This window comes from Enteractinococcus helveticum (assembly GCF_001657475.1).
GTDB classification, from domain to species: domain Bacteria; phylum Actinomycetota; class Actinomycetes; order Actinomycetales; family Micrococcaceae; genus Yaniella; species Yaniella helvetica.
Window position 1 is genome coordinate 176156 of record NZ_LXEY01000022.1, and the last position, 24485, is coordinate 200640.

Sequence of the window (24485 nt, forward strand, 5' to 3'; positions counted from 1 at the left end):
ACAGTGATTGTTAGCCGCCGATTGCGCTCATGGTGCGTTCAGGTTGTACGAAGCCTGGCATACCCAAGCCGGTTTTCGTTTGACCGTGTGCTTTCGGTTTATGCCACATCGCTTCACGCCACGCGTCGGCAATGGCATCATCGGAAGAACCATCCCGAAGCAGCCCCATGAGATCAGTTTCTGTATGCGAAAACAGACAGGAACGGACTTTGGCGTCTGCGGTAATCCTGGTTCGCGTGCAGTCCGCGCAGAATGGTTCTGTCACCGAGGCAATAATTCCTACCGTGCCCAGGACTTCGCCTGACTCTTGTGAGATCACGTCAAAGAGCTCCGCCGGTGCCGAGCCGCGAGGGGACTTGTGTGGCGTCAAAGTGTAGACCTGCGAGATCTGTTCTCGAATTTCGGCTGCGGTCACCATGTTGTCTCGGGTCCAGTTATGATCGGCATCCAGTGGCATCTGCTCAATAAAACGTAACTGGTATCCGTGCTTGATCGTCCACGTGAGCAGCTCAGCTGCTTGATCGTCATTAATGTCCCGCAACAACACCGCGTTAATTTTGATGGGATCCAACCCAGCGGCCTTAGCGGAGTGTAATCCTTCAAGTACTTTCGTGAGTCGATCGCGTCGGGTAATTTTTGCAAAAGTATCAGGACAAACGGTATCCAAGGACACATTGATACGAGATAGCCCGGCAGCGACGAGATCGTCGATTTTCTTTTCGAGATTGATACCGTTGGTGGTCATCGCTAGCTCCACCTGTGGGTGTGCATTGTGTACCGATGCAATGATGTCAACGAGGTCTGCTCTGACCATCGGCTCCCCGCCGGTGAAACGGATTCCCTCAATACCAAGCCGAGCGATGGCGATATCAGCTAACCGAATGACTTCATCCGCCGTCAGCATGTCATTCTTTTTGAGCCAGTCCAGACCCTCAGCAGGCATACAATACCGACACCGTAAATTGCATTTGTCGATGAGCGACATGCGAAGATCAGTAGCAGTACGACCAAATTGGTCTATCAAACCAGTCAAGAAGTGCTCCTTACCATCACAACAGATAAAGCGTTGTTGAGGTTGTTAGGGCGGGGGATGGGTGTTTCATCTTATAGTTAGTCTAGACCCTGTCAATAGGCGATGAAAGGTAGTCATGGACCACCAGCTCAGTCACGTACGTTCCGATGGGTCAGCCCACATGGTCGACGTTACCGGTAAAGATACAACGGCTCGAACATCCCGGGCACAAGCTGTGGTGCACACAAGAAGCGATGTCATCGACTTAATCATGGATGCCGATTTGCCCAAGGGCGACGCGCTGCCGGTGGCTCGAGTTGCAGGCATCATGGCTGCCAAGAAAACCTGGGAGACCATTCCACTGTGCCATCCCATTCCACTGGGAAAAATTACCGTTGATTTTGAAGCAGACGTTGACGCAGGCACCCTACGGGTTATCACGTTGGTGAAAACCAAAGGTGTGACCGGCGTGGAGATGGAAGCGTTATCGGCCGTGTCGACGGCAGCGTTGACAGTGTATGACATGATCAAGGCTGTGGATGCCCGGGCGGTTATCACCGATATCAAAGTCTTAGAAAAAACCGGTGGAAAATCCGGAGATTGGGCCATTTCGGAGCCGGGAGATGACTCGTGACGATGTCAACGGAAACCTACGCTGATACCCTGGCCCGCTTATTGCTCGACACCGTCGGGGAATTACCTGCAATATCGTTACCGCTTCGCGAGGCGATAGGATGGCGGCTTGCCGCTGATTTGTTGACCAAACATCCATCTCCGCGATTCGATAATTCGCAGATGGACGGTTATGGGATCGGTTATGCCAACGTAGCAGGCGGCCGCTTTCGTGTTGGACCTGATGTCCCAGCGGGAACCGATCCGACAGATATTTATCACTACGGCGTCAACGGGTATGGTCATGACACCGCTGTACCGATTATGACGGGCGCAAAAATACCTGAAGATGTCGTTGCGATCATACCGGTCGAACAGGCTGATCCACCTCACTTCGTGGACACCGGTGAGTACGTCTATCTGCCCTCGGTCGAGGTTGGTACATTCATCCGGAAAACCGGCAGTGACATGCCTGCTGGAACGTTACTAGCCCGACAGAACACACTCGTGGACGCCGCTCTTGTTGCCGCTGCAGCATCACAAGGAATCGCAGAGCTCACCGTCAAAGCTCGTCCAAAGATTGCCGTCGTCGCTGGTGGCGACGAGGTAGTTGCTGGCAAAACCCCCAGACAAGCACAAATCTTTGATGCCAATACCCCGCTTATGCAAGCCTTTGGCACAACGCACGGTATGGAAATCATTGCCACCGGATCTACAACCGATGAACTCCGCGATTTCCAATCAGAAATCGATCGGCTGATTCGTGATCATGCGCCAGACATCCTCATCACCTCCGGGGGTATCTCCGAAGGAAAATATGAGGTCGTGCGTCAGCTTCTTGATCGTTTGGAAGTATCTTGGGTCGGCAAAATTCAACAACAACCCGGTGGCCCACAGGGCTATGGGGTCTATAATCGCACCCCAATCATTGCCCTGCCAGGTAATCCCATTTCAACTCTGGTTTCACTGCGCATGGTGGTCGTTCCTGCGCTGTGGAAAGCCTTTCGATCCGGTTGGTCACCTCTTGCTGTTCAGACCAAGATCAACAGCACGGTAACCGGTATTCGCGGCAAGACCCAATATCGTCGTGGCACCGTGGGATTACAAGGTGCAGATCTCGTGACACAACTCCAGGGTGAAGCCGGCTCGCATCTACTGGCTCAAGCAGTCGGTTCAAACGCACTACTAGAAATCCCGCCCCTGTCGAGATTTAAACCGGGCCAAACCGTTACTGCACATCTGTTTGCCGATGCAACATTCGACGTCGCCGTCAAACCTTTGCCACATCTGAAACCTCAACCCGTAGTGGATCGCAGCTCTACTGCTGACGGTCAAGGCAAAACCGCTCAAGTGATCATCGCATCCACTCGAGCGGCTGCAGGAACGTATGAAGATGAGGCCGGCCCCCAACTGGTCCAATGGCTGCGTTCTAAAGGCTATGTCACACCAAATGCATTGGTTGTCGCTGACCACGACCTGGCCAACACCATGACACAGCTGATGGCTGAGGACCAAGAAGCTTTGCCCGATCTACTCATTACCAGCGGTGGCACGGGAATTTCTCCAACGGATCAGACCGTAGATGTGATTGGCGAGATCCTTGACGTTCAACTGCCACATGTGATGACGGCAATCCTGCTGGAAGGTCTGCGGCATACGCCGCACGCTGCACTTTCCCGTGGCATCGCCGGGGTAGTAGGCCACACATTCGTTGCGACCTTACCCGGCTCATTAGGTGGAGTCCGAGACGGGATGACGGTGTTAGATGACATCGTGGACCACATTGTCGAACAGATCCGCGGTCAAGACCATCAACGATGAAGAAACTCACTTCGGAGCTCCACACGATGAGGCGATGACCCGGCATGGTTCAACTGCATGTTCTTACTGGCTATCGGCATGGAGCTAGGCACTGACTGCGCTGCGCATTGCCTGCAGCGTTGCATAGGCGACTTCGACACCTTTCACATCGGCATGGTCATTGATGAAGCGATCAGCTTGCAGGTTATACACCTGCCCGGGTGAGAACTTATACGGTGTAGCTGTGTCCCAATCTCGTAAGAATACTTCGGTGGTGTTAACTTCAGGGGTGTGTTGGGCACCGTTTCGTCCCATGCCGCCGTACGGGTCGTTCTTATCACCCAGTGCAGCGGCATTATCGCGTGCAATGCGAGAGGCCAGAGGATAAGCAATCCCCAGAGCCCGGTCGTTTTTCGTATGGGTAATGATAATGGGCCCGGTAGCCCGTCTGTCTTGGACCACGGTGCGGAAAGCGCCGTCATGTTTCTCATCAAATTTTTCTGCAAAACCGTTATGCGAAAAGGCCGCCTGAAGTAACGACAATGACACCGGGGCTTTGCCCGGGGCCATTTGCGCGACTGCTGAGACCACGGCGCGGGCTCCAAAGCTGTGACCGATGAGATGAATAGGCAGCTGCGGGCACCGTTGACGAACCAGCTCAAGCGTCTGGGCCAGCCCATTTCGACCGACCAGGCCAGCACGAGATTTCATTTGATAATACGTCGCATAATTCGCGATGCGAACCGCCGCTGTTTTAATCTTGGACCAGCCGCCACCAAGAAACGCGGCACCACCTTCCTCACGGAAATCTGTTGTACCGACTCCGCCGGCTGATCGACTGCCTGGACCCGAATCGATTATTCCCACAGGATCACCAAAGCGCTCAAAGAGTTCCTCCGGTTCCAATTCAAAAAACTCCCGAGACGCATCGTCCTCGTGTGCTTCAGCAGGGTTCAATGCAGCCCGGATATGCAAGACGAATTCCCGACGTGCCTGTTCGGAGTCCTCCAGCTGAGCGACTAACCCCATGGCGTGGTTGATGTCATTGGACCACACGGGCTCCGTTGACTCAGGGCCGTGATCACCCAGCAGATATGGGTCCTGCTTCAGCGCTTGCAGACTCAGTTGGACCTCGTCACTTTCGGAGAGGCCGACGGCTCCACCACCGGCAATGAGATCCTCGGCAGCGAATTTCTTACTGGGCCAGAACACCTGCAACACCATGGTTCGAGGCAGTATTTTCGACGCAGCAGAATCGACCCGACGAAGACTGGCCAACCATTCGTTGTAGAGCTGTCGTGCTTCCTCCATGTTGTTATTCCACCCGTGGGTCAAAACTAACAGTGACGACGCATCACCACACGCCGTCAGCAGGGCTTCGAGACGATCGGGGTTGTAGATCTCCCCGAGCTTGGTGTATTCGACATCGTATGTTTGGCCGGTCATGGTGACTCCTACACAGACTGAATCGCTTTCATTACATCGACGAGACCGTGACCCTCAAAGTAGCGTTCTCGTCCCAACGGCATGGCGCTGTCTAAAAAGATCCGCTTCACTTCTGCTGGTTGACCAATAAATTCGCGTCGTATTGAAAGAAATGCGGCAATAGCACCTGAGACATGCGGCGCTGCCATGCTGGTGCCGCTGTCATCGATATAGCAAGCACGATCAGCGATGCTGTCCGCACTGCTACTGGCCGAATCATCCGGCGAACTGCTGTGCTGACTTTGCTGAGCAATCTGATCGAGCGCCTCAGTTTTCTTTTGGCCTGCTGCACACGAAAGGATGCGCTCGCCAGGAGCCACGAGGTCAGGTTTCGGTCGGCCGTCACCGGTGGGTCCTTTCGAGGAAAAATATGAAATCCCAAAGGTGTGGGGAGCGTCTCTATGCGTTGAGCCCACGGTGATCGCGGCTTCTGCATTGCCTGGATCATTGATCGAATTGGCCAAACCGACCCGAGTGGTTCGACTACTGGCACTAATCGTGGCATATCCAGTATTGCCTGCAGCTGCCACGACGACCACACCGGTCTGGACTAAGCGATTGACCTCCACGCATAGCGGGCTCTGTCCGCAAGCAAACATTTCAGCGTCAAATTCATAGCCCACGCTGAGATTGACCCCGTGGACACGCAGCTCTTTTGGGTTATCGTTGAGTTCTTCTCGAATGTATTCCAACGCTCGAATGATATTGCTGGAGCGTCCTTGCCCCTGACCATCTAATACCCGCAAGCTGACTAAACGAGCCCGGGGCGCAACCCCGTGCAGACGTCGTTGCTCTTGGTCACCTGACAGGGGACGGGCACGTGTGACAGTCTGACGTTGTGGTGTGTTTTCCAATTGTTCCCCGGGTGCCATCATCACTTCGTGATGTAAGACCACAGCGGAACCGTCGGATGGTGCTTGACCAGCGATGATACCGGCTACGTGAGTGCCGTGCCCCATAGTATCAATCAGTGCATTTTCACGATGGAGGGCAATGCGCCGCTTGCGTTCAGTTTGCGACAGCGCAGCTCCATCGATCAGTTGTTCGTCGGGATCGTCTAAACGTTGGCCGTTGATAGGAATGAAGCATCGATGCAGCCCCTGGACCGATGGGTCGTATAGAACATGGTCGGGTGCAGTACCAAAATGCGGATGTGTCCCATCCACCCCGGAGTCGATCACTGCCCAGGTGATCCCCTCGCCGCTTGCTTCGAAGGTTCGCAAAGCCGCATCGGCCTTGATCGTCGAGATCGAGTGTGTAATGTGAGCCTGGACGGGAAAGTCTGGCCAGAGTTTGTACATAGTCCGGAAACGAAACGCCCCGATCGGCATGGAGTCGGTATTTTCCGACTGGGACGCTCGTGCGCGTTGGGCAGCTTGACGTTCGTCGGCAGCAACGAGGGTCTTCCACTGTGGCATGGTCATTTCACACCGAAAATATGTCTTAGAAATTCTGGTGATTCCCCAGGGTGGATCTTCAGCGAGATCCGACAGATGCTGCTCTGCTGGCTCAACAATAATCGTTCGAAAAAGTTCTGCAAAGGCTTTTGCTGCCTCGGCCAGCCCATCAACGTATTGGACATTTAGCTCGATGAGATAGGGACCGTAGTCCTCTTCGTTAGTCCCAAGCCCCCACAGGGCACGCTTTTCTGGATTTTCCAGCTCAGGTGGAGCTGTCTGCCGGGCCATCCGCTCGGCTCGAAACTCATCGTCCGGCATTCCTGCCGGGTTATCCCGGGGCTCCATACCGCAATTTTATAATCGGAAGTTGACTTGGCCTACAGCATAATGAGTTCACTTGGGTGTTCAGCAAGATCCGGGGCGCAAGCGGTGCAGAAACGGTGTCCTACAGGTGGAGTTTTTATCGCCGTATGGCTCAGCGTTCCATATGCTGGTCTGGTACAAACAGACTTATACGATCGAAAAAGAATCTCGTTTGCATTTCGCAAGGAAGAACTCGTCGCCCTGCCAAGGCGTGATGGGCTCCGACGGGAGTTTGTGGAACAAAACTGCGACCCGCGTCACGCCCGAAAGCGAAATTGTAAATAACTTGAGGGCGCCTACTGGACAAAAGGGGTCAAGTCAAGCTATGCTGATTCTTTGCGTATCCCTGTCTTCAGGTCGTTTTGGTGTTCCCGGCTGACCGTCGGGTTCACCATCTCCACAGGATCATACACAAGAGCGGCTTGACCTTCATATAGCGGTGGGTCCCGTGTCTTTGTCTCGTGGCGTACTTGATTAGATGCTCGGGCACTACGCGTCTATAGATACTTGGAAGGTCTGTGAAAGGATCGCTGTTGGTCGCTTCTAGCACCTCTGAAAACACAACCGCTACAAACTATCGACACGGCGCTTCAGCCGGTCGTGTTTCTTTTGCAAAGATTGCTGAACCACTTGATGTGCCCAATCTTCTTGCTCTGCAGACGGAATCTTTTGACCGTCTTGTTGGCAATGAGCGCTGGGCTGCGCAGGTCGCACGTGCACAAGAAATTGGCGATGATTCGGTAGTTACGACTTCAGGTTTCGGAGAGATTTTTGACGAAATCTCACCGATCGAAGATTACCAGGGCACGATGTCTCTGTCGTTCTCCGACCCAGAGTTCTCGGACCCGAAGATGGACGCTGAGGAAGCCAAGGAACGTGACGCTTCCTACGCGGCTCCGCTGTATGTCAAGGCCGAGTTCATGAACTACAACACCGGCGAAATTAAACAGCAGACCGTCTTTATGGGTGACTTCCCGTTGATGACCGATGAAGGTACCTTCATCATCAATGGTACCGAGCGCGTCGTCGTTTCCCAGCTGGTCCGTTCCCCGGGCGCTTACTTTGAACGCACTCCAGATAAGACCACTGACAAAGATATTTACACCGCCCGCATCATTCCATCACGCGGTGCCTGGTTCGAGCTGGAAATTGACCGCCGTGATCAGGTTTCGGTTCGTTTGGACCGTCGTCGTAAACAACCTGTCACCGTGCTGCTCAAGGCTCTGGGCTGGACCGAAGCTCGCATTCGCGAAGAATTCGGCCAGTATGATTCCATGATGCTGACCCTGGAAAAAGACGGCATTGCCGACCAGGCTGAAGCACTCAAAGATATTTACCGCAAACTGCGTCCGGGCGAACCAGTCTCGGTAGATTCCGCGCAGAACCTGCTGGCAAACCTGTACTTCACCGAGCGTCGTTACGACCTTGCCAAGGTCGGTCGTTACAAACTCAACCGTAAACTCGGCGTCGATGCTCCACTTGGCGACCCAGCCTCCCTGGTGCTCACCGAAGAAGACGTTACCCAGATGGTGCACTTCATCGCGGCACTGCACAATGGTGACTCCAAGATCAAGGGCACCCGTAAAGGCCAAGAAGTTGACGTTCCGGTAGAGGTCGATGACATTGACCACTTCGGTAACCGTCGTATCCGTGCGGTTGGCGAACTGATCGAAAACCAGATCCGTACCGGTTTGTCCCGTATGGAACGCGTGGTTCGCGAACGCATGACCACCCAGGACGTCGAGGCCATTACGCCCCAGACCCTGATCAACATCCGTCCGGTCGTTGCGGCCATTCGCGAGTTCTTCGGAACATCGCAGCTGTCGCAGTTCATGGACCAGGGCAACCCGCTGGCTGGTCTGACCCACAAACGTCGCTTGTCCGCACTTGGCCCAGGTGGCCTATCGCGTGACCGCGCCGGTATGGAAGTCCGTGACGTGCACCCATCGCACTACGGTCGTATGTGTCCAATTGAAACCCCAGAAGGTCCAAACATTGGGCTGATCGGTTCGATGGCAACTTACGGTCGCATCAACGCGTTCGGGTTCATCGAGACCCCGTACCGCAAGGTTGTTGACGGTCGCGTCACCGATACCGTTGAATACCTCACCGCTGATGACGAACTGCACGTCCAGATCGCTCAGGCCAACGCTGTACTGCACGACGACGGCACCTTCGCCGAAGAATTCGTCCTGTCACGTCAGCGCGGAGGTGACGGTGAGCCAGTGCTCGCCGACCCGTTCGATGTCGATTACATGGACGTTTCGCCACGCCAGATGGTGTCAGCTGCAACCGCGTTGATTCCATTCCTCGAACACGACGATGCCAACCGCGCGCTGATGGGTGCCAACATGCAGCGTCAGGCTGTGCCGTTGGTTCAGTCGGAAGCCCCACTGGTTGGTACCGGTATGGAAAAACCGATTGCTATCGACGCCGGTGACTCCGTCATTGCGCAGAAACCAGGTGTTGTTACCGAGGTAGCTGCCGACATGGTGACCGTTATGGAAGATGAAGGCACCACCCGTCACTACCCAATTGCCAAATTCGAGCGCTCCAACCAGGGCAACGCTTACAACCAGGTTGTTCGCGTATCCGAAGGTGCGCGAGTCGAATACGGCTCGGTTCTGGCCGACGGTCCTTCGACCGACAACGGTGAACTCGCACTTGGAAAGAACCTCCTGGTGGCCTTCATGCCATGGGAAGGTCTGAACTTCGAAGACGCGATCATCGTCTCCCAGCGCATGGTCTCCGATGACGTCTTGACCTCAATTCACATCGAAGAATACGAAGTCGATGCTCGTGACACCAAACTTGGTGCCGAAGAAATCACTCGCGACATTCCAAACGTCTCGGAAGAAGTTCTGGCCCAGCTTGACGAACGCGGCATCATCCACATCGGTGCTGAGGTCGAATCCGGTGACATCCTCGTCGGTCGTGTGACCCCGAAGGGTGAAACCGAACTCACCCCAGAAGAACGCCTCCTGCGTGCCATCTTCGGTGAAAAATCCAAGGAAGTCCGTGATACCTCGCTGAAGGTCCCACACGGTGAATCCGGAACCGTTATTGGTGTTCGCATCTTCGACCGCGACGAAGACGACGATCTGCCAGCAGGTGTCAACCAGCTGGTCCGCGTCTATGTTGCCCAGAAACGTAAGATCACCGACGGTGACAAGATGGCCGGCCGCCACGGGAACAAGGGTGTTATCGCCAAGATCCTGCCGGTTGAAGACATGCCATTCCTCGCCGACGGTACCCCGGTCGATATGATCCTGAACCCACTGGGTGTGCCAGGACGTATGAACCTGGGCCAGGTTATGGAACTACACCTCGGCTGGGCTGCTGCCAACGGTTGGAAGATCGAAGGTGAACCAGACTTCCTGAAGAAGCTGCCAAACCTGCCGCGTGAAACCGGCCCGGTCAACGTCGCCACTCCAGTCTTCGACGGCGCCGAAGCCGAAGAAGTCACCGGTCTGCTTGGTCACGTCCACCCGACCCGCGACGGCGAACGCCTGATGGGCACCAACGGTAAAGCCCAGCTATTTGACGGACGTTCTGGCGAACCATTCCCAGAACACGTCTCGGTTGGCTACATGTACATGCTGAAACTGCACCACTTGGTTGACGATAAGATTCACGCTCGTTCAACCGGACCGTACTCGATGATTACCCAGCAGCCGCTGGGTGGTAAAGCACAGTTCGGTGGTCAGCGCTTTGGTGAAATGGAAGTGTGGGCACTGGAAGCATACGGTGCCGCGTATACCCTGCAGGAACTCCTGACCCATAAATCTGACGACGTCCACGGCCGTGTTAAGGTCTACGAGGCCATCGTCAAGGGTGAGAACATTCCAGAACCAGGCGTTCCAGAATCCTTCAAAGTCCTGATCAAAGAAATGCAGTCCCTGTGCCTGAATGTGGAAGTCCTTTCCGCAGACGGCCGGAATATCGAAATGCGTGACTCGGATGAAGATTCATTCCGTGCTGCTGAAGAACTAGGCATCGACCTCTCCCGTGCTGAACCCAGCTCGGTAGAAGAAGTCTAAGTTCACAACACAAATCAGTCTTTCATCCATTTTTAGAACCAGGAGTTCATAGGACAATGTCCCCAGAAAACTCATTCGGCCTCATGCGCATCGGACTGGCCACCGCAGACCAAATCCGCGAGTGGTCCTACGGTGAGGTCAAAAAGCCTGAAACCATTAACTACCGAACACTCAAGCCAGAAAAAGACGGCCTGTTTTGTGAACGTATTTTCGGTCCAACCCGCGACTGGGAATGCTACTGCGGTAAGTACAAGCGAGTCCGCTACAAAGGCATCATTTGTGAACGCTGTGGTGTAGAAGTCACCCGTTCCAAGGTTCGTCGTGACCGCATGGGCCACATCGAACTGGCCGCACCAGTGACCCACATCTGGTACTTCAAAGGTGTGCCATCGCGTCTTGGCTACCTGCTCGACCTTGCACCAAAAGATCTTGAAAAGATCATTTATTTTGCTGCCTACATGATCACCAGCGTTGACGAAGAAGCACGTCACGCCGATCTGCCAAACCTGCAAGCCGAGTACGATCAGGAAGTCAACTTCCTGAAGAAACAACTCGACTCCGATATTGCCGCCATTTCGCGTGAACTCGAAGAAGAGCTCGCCGAACTGGAACAGGCCGGTGCTAAAGCCGCAGAACGCGAAAAAGCCAAGTCCCTGGCCGAAAAGACCATGGCTCAGGTACGCAAACGCGCCGAAGCCGAAATCGCCCAGATGGAAGATGTCTGGGATCGTTTCAAGAACCTCAAGGTCGGCGACCTGGAAGGTGACGAACAGATCTTCCGCTCGCTGCGCGATAAATACGGCGAATACTTCGAAGGCTCCATGGGCGCAGAAGCGATCCAACGTCGTCTTCGGACTTTCGATCTGGAAGGTGAATCTGAAAAGCTTCACGAAATCATCCAGACCGGTAAAGGCCAGCGCAAAACCCGTGCCCTGAAGCGTTTGAAAGTGGTCAACGCATTTTTGACCACCGACAATAAGCCAGAAGGCATGGTGCTGGACGCCGTCCCGATCATTCCACCAGAACTGCGCCCAATGGTGCAGCTTGATGGTGGCCGCTTTGCGACCTCTGACCTCAACGACCTCTACCGTCGTGTGATCAACCGCAACTCGCGTCTGAAGCGCCTGCTTGAACTGGGTGCACCAGAGATCATCGTCAACAACGAAAAGCGCATGCTGCAGGAATCCGTCGACTCACTGTTCGACAACGGACGCCGCGGCCGTGCCGTCACCGGACCGGGCAACCGTCCGCTGAAGTCGCTGTCCGACATGCTCAAGGGTAAACAGGGTCGTTTCCGTCAGAACCTGCTGGGTAAACGTGTCGACTACTCGGGCCGTTCGGTCATCGTAGTTGGTCCTCAGCTGGAACTGCACCAGGCAGGTCTGCCAAAACAGATGGCACTGGAACTGTTCAAACCATTCGTTATGAAACGTCTGGTTGACCTGAACCACGCCCAGAACATCAAATCTGCCAAGCGCATGGTCGAACGTACCCGCCCACAGGTTTGGGACGTGTTGGAAGAAGTCATTACCGAACACCCGGTACTGCTCAACCGCGCACCAACCCTGCACCGCCTGGGCATTCAGGCGTTTGAACCACAGCTGGTTGAAGGTAAAGCTATTCAGCTGCACCCACTGGTCTGTGCCGCATTCAACGCAGACTTCGACGGCGACCAGATGGCAGTCCACCTGCCACTGAGCCCCGAAGCCCAAGCTGAAGCCCGTCTGCTGATGCTGTCGTCCAACAACATTCTGAAACCATCCGATGGTCGCGCAGTTGCTGTGCCATCCCAGGATATGATCATCGGTCTGAACCACCTGACCGATGTTCGCGACGACGTCGTTGGTATTGGCAACGCCTACTCCTCGCTCGGTGAAGCCATCATGGGTATGGATGCCGGCAAGGTTCACCTCAACGCAACCGTCACCATTGGTGTGGACGGCTTTGTGCCATCCGAGGTACAACCCGCCCCAGAAGGCTGGGAACCCGGTCAGCGCGTGAACCTGGAAACCACCATCGGTCGCGTGCTGTTCAACCGCCTGCTGCCAGCCGACTACCCATGGGTAGAAGTTGTAGCAACCAAGGGAACCCTTGGCGAACTGGTCAACGACCTCGCTGAACGCTACCCGCTAGTTGCTACCGCTCGAGCGTTGGACAACCTCAAAGATGCTGGCTTCTACTGGGGCACCTGGTCAGGTGTCACCGTTGCGATCTCCGACATCACTTCGAACTTCGACAAAGCATCGATCATGGAAGGATACGAAGATCAGGCAACTAAGGTTCAAACCCAGTACGAAACCGGTCTGATCTCGGATGATGAACGTCGTGCCGAACTGATCGATATCTGGAACAACGCCACCGACGAAGTTGCTGCAGCAATGCAGTCCGGTATGGGCAAACAAAACGCCATTAACCGCATGGTCACCTCGGGTGCTCGCGGTAACTGGCTGCAGGTTCGCCAGATTGCCGGTATCCGTGGTCTGGTAGCAAACCCGAAGGGTGAGATTATCCCTCGTCCGATCAAGTCCTCCTACCGTGAGGGCCTGTCGGTTCTGGAATACTTCTCCGCTACTCACGGTGCTCGTAAAGGTCTGGCAGATACCGCGTTGAAGACCGCGAACTCGGGTTACCTGACCCGTCGCCTGGTCGACGTTTCGCAAGATGTCATTGTGCGTGAAGAAGACTGTGGCACACGCCGTGGTCTCAACACGACCATTGCTATCCCAGACGATAACGGCGAACTGGTCTTCGTTGACGATATCGAGACCTCGGCCTACTCACGTGTCCTGGCTACCGACGCCAAAGACGCTGACGGCAACGTCATCGTTGAAGCCGGCCAAGACATTGGTAGCACCAAGTTGGACGTCCTACTGGAAGCCGGCGTCAGCCAGATCCGTATCCGTTCGGTGCTGACCTGTGATTCCGCTGTTGGAACCTGTGCCAAGTGCTACGGCCGCTCGATGGCTACCGGTAAGGTCGTCGACATCGGTGAAGCAGTTGGTATTATCGCTGCTCAGTCGATTGGTGAACCAGGTACTCAGCTGACCATGCGTACTTTCCACACCGGTGGTGTCGCATCGGCTGATGACATTACCCAGGGTCTGCCACGTATTCAGGAGCTCTTCGAAGCACGTACGCCAAAGGGTGTTGCCCCAATCTCCGAGGTCGCCGGTCGCGTGACCATCGAAGAAGACGACAAACAAGTTCGTCTGGTACTCACCCCGGATGACGGCTCTGAAGAAATGGCCTACCCGGTCCTGCGTCGTTCACGTCTGCTCGTCGAAGACGGCCAGCACGTTGAGGTCGGTACCCAGCTGGTTGCTGGTGCCATCGATCCGAAGCAGGTCCTACGTGTTCTTGGCCCACGTGCCGCCCAGAAGTTCCTGGTCGACGAGGTCCAAGAGGTCTACCAGTCCCAGGGTGTTGGCATTCACGACAAGCACGTGGAAGTCATCGTCCGTCAGATGCTGCGTCGAATCACCATCATCGACTCCGGTGAAACCGACTTGCTGCCAGGTGAGCTCGCTGACCGCGCTGACTTCGTGGCCGCCAACCGTGCTGCCGTTGCGGAAAGCAAACGCCCAGCCGTTGGTCGTGACGAGCTCATGGGTATCACCAAGGCTTCGCTTGCAACCGACTCGTGGCTGTCGGCCGCATCCTTCCAGGAGACGACCCGCGTTCTGACGCAGGCCGCAATGGAAGGTAAGGCTGATCCACTGCTTGGTCTGAAGGAAAACGTCATCATTGGTAAGCTCATCCCAGCCGGAACCGGCCTGGACCGCTACACCAACGTTGCCGTTGAACCAACCGATGAAGCCAAGGCCAACATGTTCACCGGTGCTGCTGCATTCCCGGATTTTGATTACCCGGGTATGGACACCGAAATCGGTGGCGACTTCCACGCGATCCCGCTGGAAGACTACGGTATGGGTGGCGACTTCCGCTAACCTCGTAGGCCGCTAGAACCGGCCCCAAACACATAGAGAGCCAGTGCGAATATTTGCACTGGCTCTCTCAGGTTTAAACGTAAAAGAAAAACGACCACTACCCGCGGGCACGACGACGCTTGAGAACTTGGGCCATCACGAAACTGTAGACACCAACGAATAAAGCCAGGCTCACGCCCACCCAGTTCGTAGGATTCGTTGCCACGAGTGCAACGACCCCGATGACAATAAACAATGCGCCAAATCCAGTGAGCATCATAACTAATGCAGTCGAGGGAGGGGTGGCGGTTTTGGTATCAATCTTGGCCATGAGACATCAAACTCTCTTCGTCAACAACGAACGGAACGTTATACCTACCTTAAAGGCCATCAGTATATATCCGCTAATACGATGACTGCCCATGCAACACTTTGGCCGCGGTCCCACTCGAGTAGGACCGCGGCCAAGGCGTGATGTCAGAAGGGTTGAACCCTAGCCTCTGCGAGCAAGGTACCGGTTGAACGCTCGAGCCAGGACCTTGTTGATGGGGTAATCCCATTCGCCCATGGTCTCGACGACGTCTGCGCCCATCGTGGTTTTGAACCGCGTGAGACCCGCAAGCTCATGCTCTTTATTCAGGGTGGGGGAGACCCCACCGAGGTCATACCAGCGCGCGCCCGCTTCCAGACTGAGCTTGACCTGTTCCAGTTGCAAAGCGCGCGGAGCATAGCGTTTGGACTCGGCACGAGTCGAAGCACCGTAGACATACCATCCCGTATCTTGCTGCTGAACGTAAATTGCTGAAGCTAGCAGTTGGTTCTCGAAGTGAGCAAACAACACTTTGCACTGTGCGATCTCGGAGGCATTCAGTGCGTTGAACATCGCCTCAAAATAACTCTGAGGACGACCAGTGAAGTCATCGCGCTCAGCGGTTTCCTCATATAAGGCCTGCCACTGACTGATCTCGGAAACATCGCCAACGGAAATCTGCAAATCCGAGCGCATCGACTTTCGAGTCTGACGACGCGAGGTGCTATCCATGCGAGCCAACACGTCCTCGACGGCTTGCACAAATTCAGGAGACTCACGATCCGCTCGCTGCTCGTCAGTGAGCTCAGGCAGCGGAATACGCGCCTGGAATTGAGCCTGACCCGGACCAAAATCCTCGGTCATCTCCGGTTTTTCCCACCCTAAGCGAACCAAGGAATCTTCTAACGACCATGCCGTGGGATCAGACTCGACCGGATGAAGGTCTGGGATCATGTCATGGTCATTGGCCGATAGCGTACGACGAACTGTCTCTGCGTCCCAACGGCGCAGCATAAATGGCAGCCCCATTCGGATCAAAAACGCGCCCTGACTCCGCAGATATGGCACCAGCGGATTCACCAGAGAATCCAGCGCTACGTCCTCTGGATCAAAGATAGGCCCCTCGGCCATATACGCTAAATTGCGCCCCCGAAGACCAGGCACCGGGATCGGTCGGTACAGCACCAGGCTGGTGGCAACCAACTCGTCATTGTCCCACCACCCCAACGATTGGCCACGCCATGCCGCTTTGGTCTGGGGCCAATAGGGGTTCTGAAGAAAGGAAGCCCGCGGCTGGTCGGCGAGGAACCTTTGACGCTGTTCAGTGGAAATCTCTTGGATATTCAGGGTCTTATGTTGTGTCACATCTCCAGCGTACCCCAGCCGTTGATCGTTCCAAGAGGTAGAGCGAGCGGGATCACGGTTGGCAGTTGCTAAACTCGTCCACTATGACCTCACAGATCCCCACCTCCCAATCCTTTGTCCCGGTCATTACCGGGGGAGACCTCGGCGCGTACACGCTGGCCCGCGAATTCCATGAAGCATACGGGGTGGTATCAGCAATCGTTCCAACAGCAGAAAACCTGATTGTTGGTGGCAGCAAAATCACCGAGCTCTATCCTGCTGGAGCCATGTTCGATCCGGATCATGTCGTTGAACACTTGGCTAGCGTTGCTCAACAACTACGGCGCGACGGCGCACGCCCCCTGCTGTTGATAGCAGGCTACGATCATCTGGTTCGTATCATGATCGACCACGCTGAAGCTCTCCGTTCGATGGGATATGTATTTCCTGAGCTCACCACCGCCCAACTTGACCGGGCCTCATTGAAAGACAATTTCTACGCACTGTGTGACGAACTGGCGATCAAGTATCCCCAGACCGCCTCCATTGACTGCTCGCAAGGCACGAACACCATTGACGCCTTCGTGAACTCTATTGCTGAGCTGGGCCTGGATTACCCACTCATTTTAAAGGCTGGTGACGGCGCAGCCTGGGCGAATACGCGCTTTTCCGGTCGACGAAAAGTACACTTCCTGCAAGAACCGCAACAACTGAAAATTATCATCACTCAAGCCATAAACGCTGGCTATCAGGGTTCCCTTATTCTTCAGCAATTCATTCCAGGCCCGGATTCCAACCTAAGAATTCTCTCGCATTTCCGCGATCGAACCGGCGAGAACGCACTGACCGGACTTGCCGAAGTCATCGTCGAAGACCACGCAGCGGGGCTTGAAGGCAACTCACGGGCTGTTGTGGCAGTCGCTGATGCGGCGATGCAAGAACAGGGCGCACGACTCATGGATGCCTTGGACTGGCATGGATTTGGCATGTTTGACATCAAGATCCATGAGACGACGGGCGAACCATATTTCTTGGAGATGAATCCGCGTTTGGGCCGCCATCATTATTATCTGACTGTTGCCGGAGCAAACCCCGCAACGTACCTCTACCGGGAGTTCATTGAAATGAGCGCCCACGGGCAACCGGTGACAACTGAGGGACCTGCTGCTTCACTGACGATCCCTTTAAAACTGGCGAAGCATTATGCTGCACCAGCACAGCAACAACAACTTGAAGCCGCCAAGCGTGCCAACCGTATTGGCTGGCCGTTGCAATACAGTAACGACCGGAACCTGAAGCGAGACCTGTACCAGCGCTATCGTCTGACCAAGGCCGCAGCCGAAGTTGCCCACACACCAGGCACGATGAACGCTTAACCGCTGGATCTTCCCGTACGCGACTGTCTGCGGCGCAAAGACATGGTCCAGGAGGCCAGGAGCCATCCGGCACTGCTGGTAGCGGACAAGAGACTCTGCGTGGGGACGCACACGAGATGTTTTGGAGTCGCTGCGGATCGCTGATGAGCATTGATTGCCTGTCATGTCCAGTCGGCAAACAACTGACCGACTGGGTATGACGGGAGCGCACACGTGATGCATACCCTAATCAGTATGCAAATTGTTGCAATGTGACCGAACCTGGTACACTGAGAACGATTGTTTCAAAGTGGCAGTAGGACTCTGTCCGGGTTGCGGGGAACTTGCGCGACAAATGCCACCTTTTTGCACGTCTAAAGCCGAATAGTCTAAGACGTCGAAAAACGACCAAGCTTTCTTTCGATTCGATGCGCTGCATACCGCCTCGAACCGTTCGAAAGAAGATAAATCATACGGAGAATATTTTGCCAACAATTCAGCAGCTGGTCCGCAAGGGCCGCACGCCAAAAGCAAAGCGTGTTGGTGCGCCTGCGCTTGACGCACGCCCAATGCGCCGTGGTGTGTGCACCCGTGTGTACACCACCACCCCTAAGAAACCGAACTCCGCGCTGCGTAAAGTCGCACGTGTCCGCCTGGCCGGTGGTATCGAAGTTACCGCCTACATTCCAGGTGAAGGCCACAACCTCCAGGAGCACTCCATCGTGCTCGTTCGTGGCGGTGGCGTGAAAGACCTTCCAGGTGTCCGCTACAAGATTGTCCGCGGTGCTCTGGACACTCAGGGTGTCAAAGATCGCCGTCAAGCTCGTAGCCGTTACGGCGCTAAGAAGGAGAAGTAAACCATGCCACGTAAAGGTCCTGCGCCAAAGCGCCCACTGGTAGTTGACCCTGTTTACAGTTCATCTTTGGTCACCCAGCTGATTAACAAAGTTTTGGTCGATGGTAAGAAATCGACTGCTGAACGCATAGTCTACGGTGCCCTTGATGGTACCCGCGAAAAAGGCGGCGACGATCCAGTAGCAACGCTCAAAAAAGCTCTGGATAACGTTCGTCCTGCATTAGAAGTCCGCTCTCGTCGTGTTGGTGGCGCCACCTACCAGGTACCTGTTGAGGTCAAGCCTGGCCGCGCTACTGCTCTTGCACTTCGCTGGTTGGTTACCTTCTCCAAGGCACGCCGCGAAAAATCCATGACTGAGCGTTTGACTAACGAAATTCTGGATGCGTCCAACGGACTGGGTGCAGCTGTAAAGCGTCGTGAGGACGTGCACAAGATGGCTGAAGCTAACAAGGCGTTTGCCCACTACCGCTGGTAAATCAAACACCAACTCAGTACTCATTCCGAGCCGTTGCCTCAACCAGGAGTCTGTGGCTCACGGAACCAGGCAACAACCAAGGGAGAACCTGTGGCACAACAAGAAGTGCTTACCGACCTCACAAAAGTTCGTAACATCGGCATCATGGCTCACATTGACGCCGGTAAAACTACCACGACCGAGCGTATCCTCTTCTACACCGGTGTAAGCCACAAACTGGGCGAAACCCACGATGGTGCTTCAACCACCGACTGGATGGAGCAGGAAAAAGAACGTGGTATCACCATTACCTCCGCTGCTGTCACCAGCTTTTGGCACGGTAACCAGATTAACGTCATCGACACCCCAGGTCACGTTGACTTCACTGTTGAAGTTGAACGTTCTCTGCGTGTCCTCGACGGCGCGGTAGCTGTATTTGATGCTAAAGAAGGCGTTGAACCACAGTCCGAGACCGTATGGCGTCAGGCTGATAAATACGGTGTACCTCGTATCTGTTTCGTCAACAAGATGGACAAACTCGGTGCTGATTTCTACAACACCGTTGAAACCATCAAATCCCGCCTGGGTGCCAAGCCTCTGGTTATGCAGCTGCCAATCGGTGCCGAAAATGACTTCATCGGTGTCGTTGACCTGCTCAGCATGAAGGCTTTCGTATGGCCAGCAGATGCCAAAGGTGACACCAAACTTGGTGCGAGCTACGAGATTGAAGAAATCCCAGCTGAACTGCAGGAAAAAGCTGAAGAGTACCGTAACGAACTCATCGAATCGGCTGCTGAATCATCAGATGAACTGATGATGAAGTATCTCGACGAAGGTGAACTCACCAACGATGAGATCAAAGCCGGTATCCGAGCATTGACCATCGCTGACGACGCCTACCCAGTCTTCTGTGGTTCCGCATTCAAAAACCGTGGGGTCCAGCCAGTCATCGACGCTGTCGTTGACTACCTGCCATCCCCACTGGATGTTGAATCGGTCAAGGGAACTTCCATGAAGGACCCAGAAGAAGAACTGACCCGCAAACCAAGCCTTGATGAGCCATTCTCCGCACTGGCATTCAAGATTGCGGCGCACCCCTTCTTCGGAACGCTCACATATATCCGCGTTTACTCCGGAAAGATCAAAGCGGGCGACCAGATCCTGAATGCGACCAAGCAGAAGCAGGAACGCGTCTCCAAGATCTTCCAGATGCACTCCAACAAGGAAAACCCTGTTGACGAGGCTCAGGTAGGTCACATCTACGCGGTTGTCGGTCTGAAAGACGTCACCACCGGTGACAGTCTGTCGGCCAAAGAAGCACCGATCATTCTGGAATCCATGGACTTCCCAGAACCAGTGATCTCGGTTGCTATTGAGCCAAACTCGAAGGGTGACCAGGAAAAACTGTCGACCGCTATTCAGCGTCTGTCGGCAGAAGACCCAACCTTCACCGTTTCTCAGAACGAAGAAACCGGCCAGACCGAAATCGGCGGCATGGGCGAACTGCACCTCGACGTGCTGGTCGACCGCATGAAGCGTGAATTCAAGGTTGAGGCTACCGTTGGTAAACCACAGGTCTCCTACCGCGAAACCATTCGCCAGAAGGTTGACTCGGTTGACTACACCCACAAGAAGCAGACTGGTGGTTCCGGTCAGTTCGCTAAGGTTGTGGTCTCCTTCGAACCCTTGGTATCCGAAGAAGGCGAAGTCTACGAATTCAAGAACGCTGTCACCGGTGGACGTATTCCTCGTGAATACATCCCATCTGTCGACCAGGGTATTCAGGAAGCCATGCAGTTTGGTGTTCTTGCTGGTTACCCAATGGTTGGTGTCAAAGCAACTCTTGAAGACGGCGCCTACCACGACGTTGACTCCTCGGAAATGGCGTTCAAACTTGCCGGCTCCCAGGTCTTCAAGGAAGGCATCAAACGCGCAAAGCCGGTTCTGCTTGAACCGATCATGTCCGTTGAAGTCCGTACCCCAGAAGAATACATGGGCGACGTCATTGGTGACTTGAACTCCCGCCGCGGTACCATCGAATCGATGGACGATGCAGCAGGTGTCAAGGTCGTCAAGGCCAAAGTCCCACTGTCTGAAATGTTCGGTTACATCGGTGACCTGCGCTCCCGCACTCAGGGTCGCGCTGTCTACACCATGACCTTCAACTCATACGGTGAAGTACCTGCTGCTGTCTCTGAAGAAATTATTCAGAAACACTCCGGCCAATAATTTAGACTTATTAGCTGGCTAGATTTATGGTGGTGGGCTTGGTCCTGCCAAACCCACCACCAGCCAAACGGTGTGTCACCCCGAACATAACGTTTGGTACAGGACTAGGGTCCGGTCCGCGCAGGCGGCCGAGGTTGTTTAGCAATCCACGGACCGGTCCTAACCACCGGGGAAACTAGTAATAACAACATCTGACGTAGACTGGACCAAAGTCAGACCGCCACAAGCGGCTGCATGTCCTTCTCCAGTCGAACAGTTCTAGGAGGAATCTGTGTCGAAGGCAAAGTTCGAGCGGACAAAGCCGCACATTAACATCGGTACCATCGGTCACGTTGACCATGGTAAAACCACCCTGACCGCTGCGATCTCCAAGGTACTTGCCGATAAGTACCCAGAGTACAACGAACAGCGCGACTACGCCGACATCGACGGTGCTCCTGAAGAGCGCCAGCGCGGTATTACTATCAACGTTTCCCACGTTGAATACGAAACCGAAAAGCGTCACTACGCACACGTTGACGCCCCAGGTCACGCCGACTACATCAAGAACATGATTACCGGTGCTGCTCAGATGGACGGCGCAATCCTCGTTGTTGCTGCAACTGACGGCCCTATGGCTCAGACTCGTGAACACGTTCTGCTGGCCAAGCAGGTTGGCGTTCCAACCCTGCTGGTTGCACTCAACAAATCCGACATGGTCGATGACGAAGACCTGCTGGAACTGGTTGAAATGGAAGTTCGCGAACTGCTGTCCTCCCAGGACTTCGACGGCGACAACGCTCCAGTTATCCGCGTCTCCGCTCTGAAAGCTATCGAAGGCGAAGAAAAATGGGTCAAGGCTGTTGAAGATCTCATGGACGCTGTGGATGAATACATCCCAGAACCAGTTCGTGACCGTGACAAGCCATTCCTGATGCCAATTGAAGACGTCTTCACCATTACCGGTCGCGGTACCGTTGTAACCGGTCGTGCAGAACGCGGTACCCTCGCAATCAACTCCGAAGTTGAAATCGTTGGTATTCGTGAGTCGCAGAAGACCACCGTTACTGGTATCGAGATGTTCCACAAACAGCTCGACGAAGCATGGGCTGGCGAAAACTGTGGTCTGCTGCTCCGTGGTCTGCGTCGTGAAGACGTTGAACGCGGTCAGGTTGTCGTAGCCCCAGGCTCGATCACCCCGCACACCCAGTTCGAAGCAAACGTCTACATTCTGTCCAAGGACGAAGGTGGCCGTCACAACCCGTTCTACTCGAACTACCGTCCACAGTTCTACTTCCGTACCACTGACGTAACCGGTGTTATCACCCTGCCAGAAGGTACCGAAATGGTCATGCCAGGTGACACCACCGAAATGACCGTTGAACTGATCCAGCCTATCGCAATGGAAGATGGCCTCGGCTTTGCTATCCGTGAAGGTGGACGTACTGTTGGTTCCGGTCGTGTAACCAAGATCATCGCCTAACTCCCTACGAATTGAGCACATGCTCTAACTAGGTAGTAAGCCAAAATATCCCCTGCCACTCGGCAGGGGATATTTTGTATTCAAATACTCTAGATTCAACCATCTCCCGGCATCGACACTACTGAGAAGGTTGGAACATATTAGCAATGATCGTGTGTTCAAATACGGCTTTCGGTTGACCGTGGTCTGTACAGAAGCAGCTAGAACGGCATCCTAGTCGCAGCATCAGTATGGGGAATTGTACGCGTTTCCGTAGCGGCACTGATCTAACGCCGTGGACTGCTGGGCTTCATCGTGGTGCTAGCACCAGGAATGATCTACAACTATCGAGTTGTTTGTACCTGGCACGTCAACGGTATTGACCCAGCGGTTACGTTGGTATTTAACAGACCTTCCATACTTCTGGGCCCGCTTATATAGAGTGGTCTTTCGCGGAATGACAGGGGACAGCTGAAGCGCCAGTTCGAATGTCAGCACTGCCTCACCAAATATAGCTCTTTGACCGCCAACGCTTTTCAACCGCAACCAGTTCTCGAGCGGAAAGCACTATGCCGGCCGATTGGCTAATCCCCATATAATCTGTCATAATAGACAGGTTGCTCGCAATGAGTGTGCCCAGAAGGCGTAGTACTACGGCTCTGAGCATGCTCTCCAAGAGCAGGCATCAAATTCCCCAGACCGTCTATACAGTGCAGTCTGGCGAGTAAAAAACTTGATGGTCTCACATAGTCGAGGAACCCGTGCAACGGATTCGGCTATGCGAGCGAAAATAACACATGCACCAGCTTCAGCTGTACCGCATGTACACAGGGACAGGTACTCAACTAGTACGGAAATGAGGCAGACGCCATGGCGGGACAAAAAATCCGCATCCGGCTGAAGTCGTATGATCACGAAGTGATCGACACTTCAGCGCGGAAGATCGTTGATACGGTCACACGCGCAGGCGCACAGGTAGTTGGCCCGGTTCCACTACCTACTGAGAAGAATGTGTTCGCCGTGATCCGTTCTCCGCACAAATACAAAGACAGCCGTGAGCACTTTGAAATGCGTACTCACAAACGTCTTATCGACATCGTAGACCCGACTCCTAAGGCTGTTGACTCGCTGATGCGTCTTGACTTGCCAGCGGACGTCAACATTGAAATCAAACTCTAAGCTAGGGAGGTGCTGAGAGAACTATGACCACATCCCAAAAGAATATCAAGGGACTGTTGGGCACGAAGCTCGGCATGACCCAGGTATGGGACGAGAACAACAACCTCATTCCCGTTACTGTGGTTCAGGCTGAGCCTAACGTAGTTACCCAACTTCGCAACGAAGAAGTTGATGGCTACTCCGCTGTCCAAATTGCATACGGGGCAATCGATCCCCGTAAGGTCTCCAAACCATTGGTCGGACACTTCGACAAAGCCGGTGTAACACCGCGTCGTCACGTCGTTGAAATCCGTACCGCTGACGTAGCCAACTACGAACTCGGCCAGGACCTGACCGTTGAACTGTTCGAAGCAGGACAAAAAGTTGATGTCACTGCGAACTCCAAGGGTAAAGGCTTCGCCGGTGCCATGAAGCGCCACAACTTTGGTGGCTCATTCGCTTCCCACGGTGCGAAGAAAAACCACCGTAAACCAGGCTCGGTTGGTGGCGCAGCTACCCCAGGTCGTGTGTTCAAGGGCAAGAAGCTTCCAGGCCGCATGGGTAACGTCAAAACAACCACTCAGAACCTGACTCTGCACGGTATCGATGCAGAGAACAACCTGCTGCTCATCAAAGGTGCAGTACCTGGCCCACGCGGTCGCGTTGTTCTGGTTCGCGATGCAGTGAAGGGAGCCTAGTT

Annotated in this window: 16 protein-coding genes; 11 read left to right on the forward strand and 5 right to left on the reverse strand. The window is 54.4% G+C overall.

The features are described 5' to 3' along the window. Positions 1–10: 10 nt before the first annotated feature. Positions 11–1033: a GTP 3',8-cyclase MoaA gene (gene moaA, locus A6F49_RS12825; protein WP_268751202.1), complete on the reverse strand. Its 1023-nt coding sequence runs from the start codon at positions 1031–1033 to the stop codon at positions 11–13. Positions 1034–1148: 115 nt separating this feature from the next. Between moaA and moaC the strand changes: the two genes are divergently transcribed. Next, positions 1149–1646 (forward strand): cyclic pyranopterin monophosphate synthase MoaC, encoded by a 498-nt coding sequence (gene moaC / locus A6F49_RS12830; RefSeq protein ID WP_043058756.1) that lies wholly within the window; start codon positions 1149–1151, stop codon positions 1644–1646. A 2-nt stretch (positions 1647–1648) separates the two neighbouring features. Continuing rightward, on the forward strand, positions 1649–3445 hold the full coding sequence (locus A6F49_RS12835) for a molybdopterin-binding protein (RefSeq protein WP_052505008.1): 1797 nt from the start codon (positions 1649–1651) through the stop codon (positions 3443–3445). Between the two features lie 84 nt (positions 3446–3529). Here A6F49_RS12835 and A6F49_RS12840 read toward each other — a convergent pair whose 3' ends face one another. Both A6F49_RS12840 and A6F49_RS12845 read right to left on the reverse strand, forming a co-directional pair. Continuing rightward, positions 3530–4870: a thioesterase domain-containing protein gene (locus A6F49_RS12840; protein WP_043058755.1), complete on the reverse strand. Its 1341-nt coding sequence runs from the start codon at positions 4868–4870 to the stop codon at positions 3530–3532. Between the two features lie 8 nt (positions 4871–4878). Beyond that, entirely contained in the window at positions 4879–6654 is a 1776-nt protein-coding gene (locus A6F49_RS12845; RefSeq protein ID WP_043058754.1) for a S8 family peptidase, read from the reverse strand. A gap of 551 nt (positions 6655–7205) precedes the next feature. Here A6F49_RS12845 and rpoB point away from each other — a divergent pair. Together rpoB and A6F49_RS12855 are read left to right on the forward strand one after the other, a co-directional pair. Further along, positions 7206–10712 (forward strand): DNA-directed RNA polymerase subunit beta, encoded by a 3507-nt coding sequence (rpoB, locus tag A6F49_RS12850; protein WP_043058945.1) that lies wholly within the window; start codon positions 7206–7208, stop codon positions 10710–10712. A gap of 56 nt (positions 10713–10768) precedes the next feature. Further along, positions 10769–14659 carry a DNA-directed RNA polymerase subunit beta' gene (locus A6F49_RS12855; protein ID WP_043058753.1) on the forward strand — a complete coding sequence of 1297 codons (3891 nt, stop codon included), beginning with the start codon at positions 10769–10771 and terminating at the stop codon, positions 14657–14659. 97 nt (positions 14660–14756) lie between these two features. Here the strand turns inward: A6F49_RS12855 and A6F49_RS12860 are convergent, their stop codons facing one another. After that, entirely contained in the window at positions 14757–14969 is a 213-nt protein-coding gene (locus A6F49_RS12860) for a hypothetical protein (protein ID WP_043058752.1), read from the reverse strand. 162 nt (positions 14970–15131) lie between these two features. Continuing rightward, positions 15132–16313, reverse strand: coding sequence for a lipid II:glycine glycyltransferase FemX (locus A6F49_RS12865; RefSeq protein WP_043058751.1), 1182 nt, complete (start codon positions 16311–16313; stop codon positions 15132–15134). Between the two features lie 83 nt (positions 16314–16396). Here A6F49_RS12865 and A6F49_RS12870 point away from each other — a divergent pair, with 83 nt between their 5' ends. From A6F49_RS12870 to rplC, 7 genes are all read left to right on the forward strand, one after another. Beyond that, entirely contained in the window at positions 16397–17668 is a 1272-nt protein-coding gene (locus tag A6F49_RS12870) for a carboxylate--amine ligase (protein WP_043058750.1), read from the forward strand. Between the two features lie 464 nt (positions 17669–18132). After that, entirely contained in the window at positions 18133–18504 is a 372-nt protein-coding gene (rpsL, locus tag A6F49_RS12875; RefSeq protein WP_043058749.1) for a 30S ribosomal protein S12, read from the forward strand. Between the two features lie 3 nt (positions 18505–18507). Then, entirely contained in the window at positions 18508–18978 is a 471-nt protein-coding gene (gene rpsG, locus A6F49_RS12880) for a 30S ribosomal protein S7 (RefSeq protein WP_043058748.1), read from the forward strand. A gap of 90 nt (positions 18979–19068) precedes the next feature. Beyond that, complete coding sequence (gene fusA, locus A6F49_RS12885; protein WP_327019967.1) at positions 19069–21186, forward strand: elongation factor G; 2118 nt, start codon at positions 19069–19071, stop codon at positions 21184–21186. A gap of 271 nt (positions 21187–21457) precedes the next feature. Then, positions 21458–22648 (forward strand): elongation factor Tu, encoded by a 1191-nt coding sequence (gene tuf, locus A6F49_RS12890; RefSeq protein ID WP_043058747.1) that lies wholly within the window; start codon positions 21458–21460, stop codon positions 22646–22648. A gap of 849 nt (positions 22649–23497) precedes the next feature. Then, the gene (rpsJ, locus tag A6F49_RS12895) at positions 23498–23806 is read left to right on the forward strand and encodes a 30S ribosomal protein S10 (protein ID WP_022871386.1); all 309 of its coding nucleotides are present in this window, start codon (positions 23498–23500) and stop codon (positions 23804–23806) included. Positions 23807–23829: 23 nt separating this feature from the next. Further along, positions 23830–24483, forward strand: a complete 654-nt coding sequence (gene rplC / locus A6F49_RS12900) for a 50S ribosomal protein L3 (RefSeq protein ID WP_043058746.1) — start codon at positions 23830–23832, stop codon at positions 24481–24483. The last annotated feature ends 2 nt before the right edge of the window (positions 24484–24485 follow it).